Here is a 12,528-nt window from a genome sequence, read left to right on the forward strand (position 1 = left end):
AGCCCAGTATGGCTACAAAAACCTCCACCTCACGTGCAGCCTCTCCCTGGCCAACCCTGAGCTTGCTGCCGGCAAAGTCGATGTATATCTTATCACCGGCCTTATGTTCCACATGCATGACCGGTTTGGAGAGTTGAAGGTACGTATGGATGGCATTATTAAAACTCGAACGGCTATAGCCATCCGGATGTTTTTCGAGATATTCCTTGTAGAGGATCTCACGGGTCATACCTTTCTTTTTAAGCCTTTTACAGAGTTCAGGCAACAGTGGTTCCAGTTCCCGCATGCGCGGGCTGCTGTGGATTTTGGCAACAGGGGTGGTAAAGATAACCGAGAGTTCGCTGTCACTACGGGCGCTAAAGGCTTCAAAATCCATGTCCAGCGTGTTCCAGACCCGGACGTACTTCTTGATGGTGTTGCGGGAGGTACCCACCATCCCATGGATGGTCTTAATGCCTGTACCCTGGCAGTACAGACGGATAATCTGTCTTAATTTATTCATCTTTATCGGCTTATTGGACATGGTCTATCTCAGGATTAGTTTATCAAAACGCTAAACTAATCCTTGTTCCAAAAGCCCGCCACAAGACTACTTTTTCTACTTTTTTTGAGGGGTCAATTTAAACTGGCCAACAGGGGTCAGTTTGCTCCGGCGAAAGGGGGTCAGTTTCAGCCGGCGAGAGGGGTCTTTTTAAATCGGCCAAGAGGGGTCAGTTTGCACTGGTTTGTCCAAAACGGTTTATGAAATGCTTTCAGGACGCGTTTTTGTTGCCCATAATGTCAACTTTGACCATTCTTTTATCCGTCATGAACTCAGCAGGGCGGGGCTAAAATGGAGCGCGAAAAACAAATTATGTACCGTCCGTGCAGCCCGTAAAATTAAGCCGGGGCTGCCCTCATATAGCTTGGGCAACCTGTGCCGTTCTTTGGATATACCCTTGACGCATGCCCACCGCGCCGGAGGGGATGCCAACGCCACCTCTATACTATTAACGCAATTGCTTGGATGGGATGATGAGGGCATCATCGACAAGATGATCAGAAAAACGTCCCAGGACCAGCGCCTCCCTCCTAACCTTCCCCATGAAGATTTTGATGCGCTGCCTGAAAAACCAGGGGGATATTATTTCTACAGCAGGGAAAAGAAGGTAGTCTATGTAGGAAAGGCGAAGAACCTTAAGAAGCGAGTGGCACAGCATTTCTCAGGCCATAAGATTACTCCGCAACGGCAGAACTTTCTTCGCGACATTTACAGTATTTCATTTGAAGTATGTGCATCAGAATTTATGGCGTTACTGCTCGAATGTTGCGAGATTAAAAAACTTTGGCCCATCCACAACAGGGCGTTGAAAAAGTTTGACCCGAAATTCGGCTTGTACGAATACGAAGCGCGCAATGGGTATCGGTATCTCGCTATAGGAAAGCTCACAAAACAGCAGTCCTATATTGAGATGTTCCATTCATTGCATGACGCGGTAAACGTGCTCTTGAAACTTGCAGCGCAATTTTCCATCAGCCAAAGGTTTTGCCACTATGGGACGGGAAACCACGAAAATAATGACTGCGTCCTTATGGCATTGCCCGATATGGAAACCCACAACGAGTCAGTACATAACGCAATTAATTTCCTGGAATCCTCCAGGCCAAGCTATGCCATCGTTGAAAAAGGGAGGAACCGGGAGGAACGTAGTTGTGTATGGGTGGAAAAAGGCCATTTTTATGGTATGGGCTACATACCTTCGGACGTAGCAATTACCGATGTTTCTCAAATCAAGGATTACCTGACCCCATATAAAGGGAACGCCTACGTTATACAGCTCATTGAAGGGTATGCAGCAAAATTCCCTGCAAGGGTGCTCAGGCCTTCTGTAGCAAAAACACAAGAATACGATTATGACACTTTTTAACGATACGGACTTATTTACAATAGGCAACGGTCAAAAAAAATACATTGACCTCCCGGATTTGGAATTGATGCATTATGAAGGCTTCATCCCGAAAGCGGAAGCTGATGAATATTATACAGTATTGCTGTCAAATACACCATGGCAGCAATATAAGATCCCGATGTATGATAAAATAGTTACATCACCGCGCATGATCGCCTGGTATGGCGAGCAGGAAGTAGTCGATGAAAATGCGTTACCGTGGACACCGGAACTTTTAGCATTGCGTAGGAAAGTTGAACAGGAAACAGGACTTCAATTCAATGCCGTGCTTTTAAACCTTTATCGTGACGGCAATGACAGTGTTGCCTGGCATTCTGATAAAGAACACAAGATTGGGCGCAATCCAAATATTGCCTCGCTAACGTTTGGGCAGACAAGGCCTTTTAAGTTTCGGCACAAAACCAATAAAGAAATCGGGCAGGTTGAAATACCACTCCATCATGGTACCCTGCTATTGATGTCGGGCACTACCAATACACATTGGGAACACCATATTCCTAAGTCTTCAAAAGATATGTTGCCAAGGGTTAATCTTACCTTCAGGCAGTTAAAAAAATTCTAGTTTTTTAATTCAAATGTTTTTAGTGCGTACTTTTAAAACATGTAATATTCTGTTAATAGATTTAACTATTGTTGAGATTTAGAGTAACTTTACTGCTTAATTTTTCTTATGATAAAAAAAGGGGACATACTCATTATTGAAGATGATGCCGATGACAGGGATTACATCGAAGAAGTGTTCACGGAATTGAACGTTGCAAACACCAGGAAGTATGTTGCCAATGCCTACGAGGCTCTTGATTATATAAAGGCACACAGCAGTAAGCCTTTCATTGTCATATCCGATATCAATATGCCGATGATGAACGGGTTTGATTTGCGAAAAATTATTTTAGAAAATAGCGAACTTACCAAAAAATGCGCTCCCTATATTTTCCTTTCTACCTCTAATGATGCAGCCTGGGTAAATAAGGCATACGAGTTATCGGTGCAAGGTTATTTTCAAAAGCCCTCAATTTACTCCGACCTTAAAAAAACAGTGCAGCAAATCCTCGATTATTGGAACAATAGCCTAACTCCGGTAGTTTAATACTATAATCGACTAAGTGGGAAAAACTACTCGCTAGCCATATTTGACCTTCCATTCTTTTTTTAAAGCACGGTATTCCGGATTAGACTCGGCGATTTTCCATAATTTATAGAACACATCCGCTGCTGCGGCTTTCTCAACATCCCCGGTACCTCGTTCCAAAGGTTCATAATTATTATCCTTGTCGTATTTTTTGCCGCCCTTAAAATTGGCATAGCGCCTGGCGCGGGTGTATCCCATCTGCAAATATTTTCGTGCCATATCCGCGCCCACAAATTCCCTTTTATCCAGATAGGCATTAAAGAGGCCATAAATTTTAGCACTGCTGTCTTTAGCAATCTCAACATTTCTAAACCTCCAGTGCTGGCCTATTTCGCTTTTGTAAGGCTCACAAATCAAAACACCCTGCTCACCTTTGCCTACCTTGTATAATTCCGGATACTCCCTGTAATTAATATCGGGTTTCCATGGATAATTATTACTATCGAAATTTAGGTAGCTTGGCTTCTCCATTCTTGATCAACATATTAAATTACGGCTTGCGATCCGTTTCGCCTTCTTTTTGTAATACCGCAATCTCTACTTTTTCCTTTTTTATGGCCTGGCGCAGCAGCGCAAAAATACTCATGTAAAAATTGGCTACAAATACCAAAGCAAACCCCGCGATCAGGTAGCCTCTCCAACCGCTTAGGAGCAACTGAAATTCTGATAATGCCAGGAAAATGGCAGTGATGTAGTGGCTAAAGCAGTATTCGCAGGTAAAGAGATAAAAGAATTTCCTTCGCAACAATGTTTTGGAATTCTTGCTACAGGTAATGCAGTATTCCCTCGGTTCGCGGAATACCTCTTCTTGGGTAACGGTCCAGGCTACACAGGCTATAGGAATCGCCAGTATAAAAAGCCATGTAATTTGGGTGGTAATGCTTGTCATATCTCAATAAACGTAACGGAATGTAAACTTAAAGTTATGGTAAACCCATTTACGATTTGCATTAATTAGGCTAACTTTAAGTGAATTATAGCATTTACAGCCATGGCATTAGATAAATACAAACAAAAACGGGACGCTTCCAAAACACCAGAACCTTTTGGAGGCAAGGGCAATGAAAACAAATTGAGGTTCGTAGTCCAGAAGCACGCTGCCTCGCACCTGCATTACGATTTCCGACTGGAGATGGAGGGCGTGCTGAAAAGCTGGGCGGTACCTAAAGGGCCTTCTGTTGACCCGGACGTAAAACGGCTTGCTATGATGGTCGAGGACCATCCTTACGATTACCGCAACTTTGAAGGGATTATACCTCAGGGGCAATATGGGGGTGGCACTGTGATAGTTTGGGATGAAGGTTTTTATGAGCCTTTTGAATCGGAAGCTGCCACAAAAAAGGAACAGGACAAGGAATTGCGGGCAGGGTTGCATAGTGGAAAGATCAAGTTTGTGCTGCATGGCGAAAAGCTGAAAGGGGCGTTTGCCCTTGTAAAGGCGCATGGGCGTGGAGAGAATGGCTGGTTGCTGATGAAGCTTGATGATAAATATGCCAGTGAGAAAGACATTACACTGAAAGATAAGTCGGTGATTTCAAAAAAAACACTGGAACAGTTAGCCAAAACAAGCAAAAACATATACGGGCAGAAACCAGCGGAGTCGCAGCAGGAAAAACTGGAGAAAAAAGTGGATACCTCAGAGAAACCACAAGAACTGCAGGCGAATGACCTTTTAAAGAAAGGTAAAAAAAGTAAAATGCTTACCGAGGTTAAGCCTATGCTTGCCACATTGGTAAATGAACCGTTCGACAGCCCCGGATGGAGCTACGAAGTAAAATGGGACGGCTACCGGGCTCTGGCGTATGTCAATAAAGGAAAAACAGAGTTGCTATCCCGCAATATCAAGTCCTTTACTGAGAAATATTATCCTATTGCCGCAGTTATGGATTCCTGGAGTATCAATGCAGTGTTTGATGGGGAAATCCTGGTTATAGGAAAGGACGGCAAAGCTAACTTCAGTGCCCTGCAGAACTGGCGCAGTGAAGCAGATGGCGACCTCGTGTATTATGCCTTTGATATTTTGTGGTATGACGGAAAGGATATTACCGGGCTGCCACTTTCAGAGCGGCAGGCGATACTAAGAGAGATCCTGCCTGCCAATGACGACCATGTGCGCCTCAGCCGAGTGTTTGACATTAATGGGATTGACTTCTTTGAGGCAGCGCAAAAGATGGGACTTGAAGGTATCATGGCAAAAAAAACGGATAGCACGTATGCTATTGACAGCCGTTCAAAAGACTGGCTGAAAATTAAAGTCAACCAACGCCAGGAGGTCGTGATAGGGGGCTTTACCAAAAATGAAGGCACCTCTAAGCAGTTCAGTTCCCTGCTGCTTGGCGTTTATGAAAAAGGAAAGTTGGAGTATGTCGGTAAAGTGGGTACCGGGTTCAGTGATAAAAAACAAAAGGAGATGATGGAACTCTTCAAACCCCTTATCATCGATACGATGCCTTTTGATACCGAGCCGGATGTAAACAAACCTTCCCGCTTTAGGCCTAATCCCCCCAAAGCAAAAGCAACATGGCTAAAACCCGAGTTGGTATGTGAAGTAAGCTTTATCGAAGTAACCGCCGACGGGGTATTCCGTCACCCTTCTTTCGAAGGGATGCGCAGCGATAAAAAAGCCAAGGATGTGGTAAGGGAAACCGCCACAGCGACCGCCACTATCACGACAAATGAGGGAAGGAAGGAGAAATTAGTCGCCCCGCCGAAGCGCAGCAGCGCGACCACATTACTGAACCCCAAGGAAGAAACACAGGTAAAAAAAGTAAACGGGCATAACCTGAAGTTTACCAACCTGAGCAAGGTCTACTGGCCGGAAGAGGGCTATACCAAGCGTGATATGTTCAATTATTATCACCAGGTAGCCGAATATATCCTTCCACACCTCAAAGACCGCCCCTTGTCCTTAAACAGGTTCCCGAGTGGCATACACGGTAAAAGCTTTTATCAAAAAGATGTGAAGGGCAAAGCGCCCGATTGGGCGAAGACCTATCCGTACCATACCAGCGATGGCGAGGATAAGGAATTTTTGGTAGGCAACGATGAGGCTACCCTGCTCTGGATGGCATCCCTTGGCTGCATTGAAATGAACCCGTGGTTCAGCAAGACAACACATCCGGACAACCCCGACTACTGCGTTATCGACCTTGACCCCTCAGACAAGACGACTTTTGAGCAGGTAATACAGGCGGCGCGAGAAGTCAAGGATGTTTTGGATGCAATAAACGTACCAAGTTATGTAAAGACTTCGGGCTCTACAGGCATACACATATATATTCCGCTCGGGGCAAGATATTCCTACGACCAATCCCAGATGTTTGCGCGTTTATTGGTCTCGATAGTGCATGACAGGCTCCCTGATTTTACTTCCTTAGAAAGAAAGATAAAAGACCGTAATGGAAAAATGTACCTCGACTTTCTACAGAACCGGCCCGGTGCCACCATTGCTTGTGCCTACTCATTGCGCCCCAAACCGGGTGCGACCGTTTCCATGCCCCTGCATTGGGATGAAGTCAAGAAAGGCCTGAAGATGAAAGATTTTACTATAAGAAATGCACTGGAGCGCATTAAAAGTGAAGGGGATCTGTTTAAAGGGACCTTGGAAGAAGGTATAGATATGGAAAAAGCACTGGAACAGGCACAGGATGCCTTTTATAAAAAAAACTGATATGGGGCTTGAACGGTTTACAGATGCGCAGCGCGATGTGTATTCGCAGGCGTTGGAGGAAATAGAAAGCGGCAAAAAACGCACACACTGGATGTGGTTTATTTTTCCGCAACTGAAAGGTTTGGGAAACAGTCCCATGGCAAACCACTATGCTATATCCGATATAGAGGAAGCAACACAATATCTTAATCATCCCGTCTTAGGGAAACGCCTAATCGAAATTACGAAGGCTTTGCTGGGCTTACACGACACAACCGCTTCTGCTATCTTTGGATATCCGGATGACCTGAAGCTGCACTCCAGCATGACGCTATTCGGCCAGGTCCAAAACACCGACCCTGTTTTTCAGGAAACTATCGACAGGTACTTTCAGGGGAGGCCGGATAGTAATACACTTGAATTACTGAAGTACTACTAAAATGAAACTGTACAAATATCTTTCCAGGGACGAACAACTGCAACAACAAATTGTTTGGGAGATCGGCCTGCACCTTAAAACGCTGTACCGCGAAGATATCATGTACCTTCTGTACGCTGTCAACGATTTCTTTGTCGAAGTCCAGTATTGCCGGCGTACCAACACAATCCTGCGCAAAAACTAATTTAAAGGCGGCGAAGTATTGGATAAATATTTGTTTTAATTACAATCACACAAAACCATTACCGTCTGATTTACTAAGCCTCCTGAAGGTAAGGCTCGATAAAATCGTAAAGGCCGCAAGTGCTATAAAGGTGTAATGAAAAGGCTGCGTCCGGTTCATCTCAAAAGCATCGGACTGGAAAAAAGAAAGTATAAGGCTTGCTACCGAAACACCAAAACTTACCGAGAGCTGCTGCATAATTACCAACATGGTATTTCCCCCGCTTTTTGTATTCTCATCCAGGTCAACCAGTGTAATGGTATTCATCGCTGACATCTGGATTGAGGTAAAGAACCCATAAAACACCATAAGCAGGATGTAGTAGCCTAGTGGTGTATCACGCTCCACAAATCCCAATATAATTAATACAACACCCAAAAGAATGGTATTGCTGATCAGTACTGTGCGATAGCCCAATGCTTTTATGATACGTACCATAAAAGGCTTTATAGCTACATTAGCCAATGCCGAGGGCAAAAGCAAAAGGCCTGATACAGAAGCCGAGTACCCAAAACCCGTCTGTAACATAAGCGGTAACAGCAAGGGAAGCCCGCCGATACCCAAGCGCGTAATAAGGCTGCCGGTGAGCCCAATCTTAAGGGTTTTTATGTTAAGCAGCCTGAGGTCTATAATTGGTTTTTCCGTTTTTTTGTAATGGAGGTAATAGAATGCTGCCAACAGGTTGAAAAGGAGCAGTGCACCCAATATGGCTACCCAATGGGTCAGCCCTTTACTTACAAGCTCCAGGACTATTGTTATTGAGATCAGTGCGAGGCTAAAGTACACAAGCCCGCGAAAATCAAACCGCCCTACGGCCTTTTTAAAATTAGGCATTACCCGTTTAGCCAGTGAAATACCTAAAAGCCCGATTGGGACATTGACTAAAAAGATCCAGTGCCATGAAAAATTATCCGACAGGAACCCGCCAAGGCTTGGGCCGACAACCATTCCAAGCAATCCAAAGACCGTAATGAAGTTCATGGTTTTCAACAGCTCACTCTTCGGGTATTGGTACAATATGGCGAGCCGGGCGATGGGCACCATCATCGAAGCACCTATTGCCTGTAATATACGGGAGAGGTTAAAGGTCATTAGGTTAACCGACAGGGCGCAGCATAACGACCCGGTTACAAACAGTGCCACGGCAATGATAAACATAGTCCTGGTCCCGAATTTATCAGCGAGCCATCCCGATAAAGGGATAAATAGGGCGAGCGTTAGCGCATAGGTTACAATGACTGAATGCATCGCTGTCGGCGAATAGTCCATGTCGCGCGCTATTGACGGCAGGGATGTGTTCAGTATGGTACCATCCAGCGACTGAATGAACATGGCGACAGCCGTTACCCAAGGCAAAAGGTTTGTGGCAATGCGTTCTTTTTTTTTCTTCTCTAACTTTTTCTCTGTCTTAATAGGTGAAGTAAGTTCTTCCATATTTTGGTGACGGTACTACAATGAAAAAGGATTGCTTATCACAATCCTTACTTTTGTTTTTTTAGGTATTCCTCAACTTTTTCAGGGCTGTTACTACCTGAATTTTTAACAGCATCTATCAACTCTTGGCTGCTAACACCAAATTTTTCCGACCAATAGCGCACTTCATAATCTTCTGATGTATTAATACGGTCACGGTCAGGGCTTCCTGTATAGTTCTTGTTATCACTCATGATTAAAAATTTATTATCTAAAATTAATTAATAAGTCAGACAAAAAATAACCTTTTAACGTCGCCTTATTACAATCTGTTAAGGCATTAAATTTTTAAGGAATGAATGTGAGTGCCAAAAGCAATTAATCCCCTTAATAATTAATTACCAAACCTTTATCTTTTTATTACAATATTTTGGCATTTACATAAGGTAACTTTATCAAAATGCTAATTCCCTATATATACTATAGCAACTACGCATAAAATTTAAAAAACCAATTATATGAAAGCAGCAGTAATCCATGGGCCTGGAAGTATTAAATGTGATACCATCGACGACCCTAAAATCCAAAATCCGGACGACATTATTTTAAAAGTTACCACGACGGCCATCTGCGGTTCAGACCTGCACATCTACTCCGGCGGTATCCCACAACCCCGCCCCATGGTATTGGGTCATGAGTTTATGGGGATTATTGAGGAGGTAGGCAAAAATGTGACGCACCTAAAAGTGGGCGACCGTGTGGTCGTGCCCTTTCCCGTTGCCTGTGGTAGCTGCTTTTTCTGTAATCATGAGTTACCCGGCCATTGCGAGCACAGCAACCCCGAACATTACGGCCCGGAAGGCGGTCTGCTAACTGAAAAAGGCGGCGCGTTGTTTGGCTACACCGATTTATACGGTGGCTATGACGGCGGGCAGGCACAATATGTACGTGTACCCTATGCAAACTTTGGTCCGCGTGTGGTGCCGGATAACTTAACCGATGAGCAGGCATTGTTCCTTACGGATATATTCCCTACCGGATATACCGGTATCGACTGGGGAGAGGTAAAGGGTGGCGAAACTGTAGCCATTTTTGGCTCCGGCCCCGTGGGTATCATGGCTGCTAAAAGTGCCTGGCTGCGTGGTGCCGCAAGGGTAATTGTCGTCGATACCGTGCAATACCGCCTCGATAAAGCTAAGGCCGCAGCGGGCTGTGATACTATTTTGTGGACTGATGGTCCTAAGGACGTAGTTGCACAGATACGCGATTTAACCCAGGGCCGCGGCGCCGATGTATGTGTTGATGCTGTAGGTTTTGAGCCCGATCGTAATTTTATGGACAGGGCGAAGGCGGTACTTAATCTTGAAAAAGGGTCGGTCAAGGTACTTGAAGCCTGTATGAGTGCGGTGCGTCGCGGGGGGATTGTATCCGTTTTGGGTGTATATCCAACCACGTATGATAATTTCCCGGTAGGCCAGTTTTTTGATAAAGGTATTATCCTTAAGGGAGGCCAGGCTCCCGCCCATAAACACATTGACAAGCTATTAGGTTATGTAACCGAGGGAAAGGTAGTGCTTGACGATATTATAACGCACAGGCTGCCCCTTACCGAAATTTCGCATGCCTATGATATTTTCAATAAAAAAGAAGATGGGTGTGTAAAGGTGGTATTGGACCCGTGGGCATAAACGCCACTATATTTAGAATAACAACTTAAAAACAATTTAAAAACATACTTATGACAGACTATAAAAAATATGCATTGATTACCGGTGCCACGAGCGGTATAGGCCTGGAACTCGCCAAGCTTTTCGCACAGGATAACTATAACCTGGTTATCGTAGCCCGTGATCAATCTGAACTTGATGCAACTGCCAGCCAGCTTTCAACTTATGGTATTAAAGTGGTAACGCTTGCCAAAGACCTTTTTGTACGAGATGAAGCGTTTTCGATTTACGATGAAGTTAAAGCTCAAGGAATTGAAATTGATGTTTTGGTCAATAATGCCGGGCAGGGCGCCTACGGCCTGTTTCAGGACAACGATATTGAAAAGGAGCTTAAAATCATAGACCTTAATATCGCTTCAACCATTATCCTTACCAAAGCATTTTTAAAAGATATGGTTGCCCGTAACGGGGGTAAAATATTAAACTTGGCTTCTATTGCCGGCACTGTACCGGGCCCATGGCAAGCTGTATACCACGGCACCAAGGCATTTGTATTATCGTTTACAGAGGCGCTGCGCTCTGAGGTAAAAGATACCGAAATTACCGTAACCGCTTTGCTGCCGGGTGCTACCGATACTGATTTTTTTAATAAAGCCGGTATGACCGAAAGCAAAGCGGTTCAGGATAAGGCATCTTTATCCGACCCCGCCGATGTAGCCAAAGATGGCTATGAAGCCTTAATGGCCGGCAAGGACAAAGTGGTTTCAGGCTTTAAGAATAAAGTGCAGGTGGCATTGGGCAATGTAACCCCCGATACCATGCTCGCCGACCAGATGAAAAGCCAGCAGGAGCCACTTAATAAATAATATCATTCAGGTTCAGGCAAAGAATGCCTGAACCTGTTTTATAATATGCCTTAATCCAATACAGTGCATATGAAAAAACGCATCTATAACCAAACATCGCTTTTTGGGCCGTTATACGCCTTTTTAGTAGTGCTCTCGCCTCCGGAAGAAGTAAAGGCAGCCATTGCAAAAATAAAACGCGACCTCAACAATATTGCCGGTATAACAGAACGCAACCTCCACTCCATTGCCCATATTACCCTGACAGACAAGTTGACCGATGAAGATGATTTTGCCGCCACAGTTGCACAACTGTTAGCCGGGCAAAAAGCATTTCCTGTTATAATAAACGGCTGGGGTGTTTTTGACCACGGGCATAGTGTAACTGTATATCTTAATGTGGAAAACCCTGCCCCAATTATACAACTTGCGGAATGTTTAAAGTCTGCTGCAAAGTCGCCCCACATAAGCCTCGCAAAAAAAATACCGCACGAAACGTATACTGAGCTCCTTCCCTATCTGCAAAACCTGGATTTTTCAGCACAATGGCTGTGTACAGAAGTAAATGTGTTGCGAAAACTAATGCCTGAAAAGCACCTTGGTTTTAGGGACTCATTTAAAATCGCTCTTAATAACGCTGAAAACTAAAGTTTTAGCAAAACCTTAAGTGTCTGCCGTTAAAGGTATTTGTAAATTCAGGATGCTAAAAAAACTAACTACTATGGATGACATTACAAACGCACTTTTTGCTGCCTCAAGACAGGGCAATGTACCCGTGCTCAAAGAGATTTTCTCGCACCTGAAAGACCTTGATATAAAAGACGAGCGCGGCTTTACCCCGCTTATAATTGCCGCCTATAACAACCAGCCTGAAGCCGTAACAGCGCTGTTAGATGCCGGGGCTAACATAAATATGCCCGATAACAGCGGTAATACCGCCCTTATGGGAGCCTGTTTTAAAGGCTATGAAAATGTTGCCCAGGTACTTATTAACCGCAATGCAAACCTTAATGCCCAGCATGGTAATGGCGGAACAGCACTAATGTTTGCAGCCATGTTTGGACGAAACGAATTGGTTGACCTGCTAATAGAAAGTGGTGCCCACACTACACTTACCGACGCCCGGGGCATGACCGCCGCAGACCTTGCACAACAACAGGGAAATAGCGTAGCTGTAGCAAAGCTGCAACAGTTAACCGCATAAAACACAC

Annotated in this window: 13 protein-coding genes and 1 pseudogene; 9 read left to right on the plus strand and 5 right to left on the minus strand. The window is 44.6% G+C overall.

What is annotated here, in order from left to right; genetic code table 11:
- Nucleotides 1–502 (minus strand): annotated as a pseudogene (locus AM279_RS20605) (hypothetical protein); the annotation flags it as partial.
- 244 nt (nt 503–746) lie between these two features.
- Between AM279_RS20605 and AM279_RS04835 the strand changes: the two are divergent.
- The 3 genes from AM279_RS04835 to AM279_RS04845 all read left to right on the plus strand — a co-directional run bounded on the left by AM279_RS04835 (nt 747) and on the right by AM279_RS04845 (nt 3,039).
- Nucleotides 747–1,907 carry an exonuclease domain-containing protein gene (locus AM279_RS04835; RefSeq protein ID WP_054406620.1) on the plus strand — a complete coding sequence of 387 codons (1,161 nt, stop codon included), beginning with the start codon at nt 747–749 and terminating at the stop codon, nt 1,905–1,907.
- Entirely contained in the window at nt 1,894–2,511 is a 618-nt protein-coding gene (locus AM279_RS04840; RefSeq protein WP_054406622.1) for an alpha-ketoglutarate-dependent dioxygenase AlkB family protein, read from the plus strand. The genes AM279_RS04835 and AM279_RS04840 overlap by 14 nt, the downstream gene beginning before the upstream one ends.
- Before the next feature lie 108 nt (nt 2,512–2,619).
- A complete protein-coding gene (locus tag AM279_RS04845; RefSeq protein WP_054406624.1) occupies nt 2,620–3,039 on the plus strand; it encodes a response regulator in 420 nt (139 codons plus the stop codon).
- Nucleotides 3,040–3,072: 33 nt separating this feature from the next.
- Here AM279_RS04845 and AM279_RS04850 read toward each other — a convergent pair whose 3' ends face one another.
- Nucleotides 3,073–3,552, minus strand: a complete 480-nt coding sequence (locus AM279_RS04850) for a DUF4385 domain-containing protein (protein ID WP_054406625.1) — start codon at nt 3,550–3,552, stop codon at nt 3,073–3,075.
- 19 nt (nt 3,553–3,571) lie between these two features.
- Nucleotides 3,572–3,970 carry a hypothetical protein gene (locus AM279_RS04855; protein WP_054406626.1) on the minus strand — a complete coding sequence of 133 codons (399 nt, stop codon included), beginning with the start codon at nt 3,968–3,970 and terminating at the stop codon, nt 3,572–3,574.
- 102 nt (nt 3,971–4,072) lie between these two features.
- Here AM279_RS04855 and ligD point away from each other — a divergent pair, with 102 nt between their 5' ends.
- Nucleotides 4,073–6,751, plus strand: a complete 2,679-nt coding sequence (gene ligD, locus AM279_RS04860) for a DNA ligase D (RefSeq protein WP_054406627.1) — start codon at nt 4,073–4,075, stop codon at nt 6,749–6,751.
- A gap of 1 nt (nt 6,752) precedes the next feature.
- Nucleotides 6,753–7,169 (plus strand): DUF1810 domain-containing protein, encoded by a 417-nt coding sequence (locus tag AM279_RS04865; RefSeq protein ID WP_054406628.1) that lies wholly within the window; start codon nt 6,753–6,755, stop codon nt 7,167–7,169.
- 229 nt (nt 7,170–7,398) lie between these two features.
- On the opposite strand, the gene AM279_RS04875 is transcribed toward AM279_RS04865, so the two are convergent.
- Complete coding sequence (locus AM279_RS04875; RefSeq protein WP_054406630.1) at nt 7,399–8,826, minus strand: MFS transporter; 1,428 nt, start codon at nt 8,824–8,826, stop codon at nt 7,399–7,401.
- A 47-nt stretch (nt 8,827–8,873) separates the two neighbouring features.
- Entirely contained in the window at nt 8,874–9,059 is a 186-nt protein-coding gene (locus AM279_RS04880; protein ID WP_054406631.1) for a DUF3606 domain-containing protein, read from the minus strand.
- Nucleotides 9,060–9,323: 264 nt separating this feature from the next.
- Here AM279_RS04880 and AM279_RS04885 point away from each other — a divergent pair, with 264 nt between their 5' ends.
- From AM279_RS04885 to AM279_RS04900, 4 genes are all read left to right on the plus strand, one after another.
- A complete protein-coding gene (locus AM279_RS04885; RefSeq protein WP_054406632.1) occupies nt 9,324–10,493 on the plus strand; it encodes a zinc-dependent alcohol dehydrogenase in 1,170 nt (389 codons plus the stop codon).
- A 50-nt stretch (nt 10,494–10,543) separates the two neighbouring features.
- Nucleotides 10,544–11,338, plus strand: coding sequence for an SDR family NAD(P)-dependent oxidoreductase (locus AM279_RS04890; protein WP_054406633.1), 795 nt, complete (start codon nt 10,544–10,546; stop codon nt 11,336–11,338).
- Nucleotides 11,339–11,407: 69 nt separating this feature from the next.
- Nucleotides 11,408–11,965, plus strand: a complete 558-nt coding sequence (locus AM279_RS04895) for a 2'-5' RNA ligase family protein (RefSeq protein WP_054406634.1) — start codon at nt 11,408–11,410, stop codon at nt 11,963–11,965.
- 73 nt (nt 11,966–12,038) lie between these two features.
- Nucleotides 12,039–12,521 (plus strand): ankyrin repeat domain-containing protein, encoded by a 483-nt coding sequence (locus AM279_RS04900; protein WP_054406635.1) that lies wholly within the window; start codon nt 12,039–12,041, stop codon nt 12,519–12,521.
- Nucleotides 12,522–12,528 lie beyond the last annotated feature (7 nt).

Origin of the sequence: Flavobacterium akiainvivens, assembly GCF_001278115.1 — a bacterium.
In the GTDB taxonomy this organism is placed as follows: Bacteria; Bacteroidota; Bacteroidia; order Flavobacteriales; family Flavobacteriaceae; genus Flavobacterium; species Flavobacterium akiainvivens.

Coding starts and splice junctions, on each gene's coding strand:
- AM279_RS04885 (WP_054406632.1), top strand. CDS start 9,324: ATGAAAGCAGCAGTAATCCATGGGCCTGGAAGTATTAAATGTGATACC.
- AM279_RS04900 (WP_054406635.1), top strand. CDS start 12,039: ATGGATGACATTACAAACGCACTTTTTGCTGCCTCAAGACAGGGCAAT.
- AM279_RS04840 (WP_054406622.1), top strand. CDS start 1,894: ATGACACTTTTTAACGATACGGACTTATTTACAATAGGCAACGGTCAA.
- AM279_RS04835 (WP_054406620.1), top strand. CDS start 747: ATGCTTTCAGGACGCGTTTTTGTTGCCCATAATGTCAACTTTGACCAT.
- AM279_RS04875 (WP_054406630.1), bottom strand. CDS start 8,826: ATGGAAGAACTTACTTCACCTATTAAGACAGAGAAAAAGTTAGAGAAG.
- AM279_RS04880 (WP_054406631.1), bottom strand. CDS start 9,059: ATGAGTGATAACAAGAACTATACAGGAAGCCCTGACCGTGACCGTATT.
- AM279_RS04895 (WP_054406634.1), top strand. CDS start 11,408: ATGAAAAAACGCATCTATAACCAAACATCGCTTTTTGGGCCGTTATAC.
- AM279_RS04845 (WP_054406624.1), top strand. CDS start 2,620: ATGATAAAAAAAGGGGACATACTCATTATTGAAGATGATGCCGATGAC.
- AM279_RS04850 (WP_054406625.1), bottom strand. CDS start 3,552: ATGGAGAAGCCAAGCTACCTAAATTTCGATAGTAATAATTATCCATGG.
- AM279_RS04865 (WP_054406628.1), top strand. CDS start 6,753: ATGGGGCTTGAACGGTTTACAGATGCGCAGCGCGATGTGTATTCGCAG.
- ligD (WP_054406627.1), top strand. CDS start 4,073: ATGGCATTAGATAAATACAAACAAAAACGGGACGCTTCCAAAACACCA.
- AM279_RS04890 (WP_054406633.1), top strand. CDS start 10,544: ATGACAGACTATAAAAAATATGCATTGATTACCGGTGCCACGAGCGGT.
- AM279_RS04855 (WP_054406626.1), bottom strand. CDS start 3,970: ATGACAAGCATTACCACCCAAATTACATGGCTTTTTATACTGGCGATT.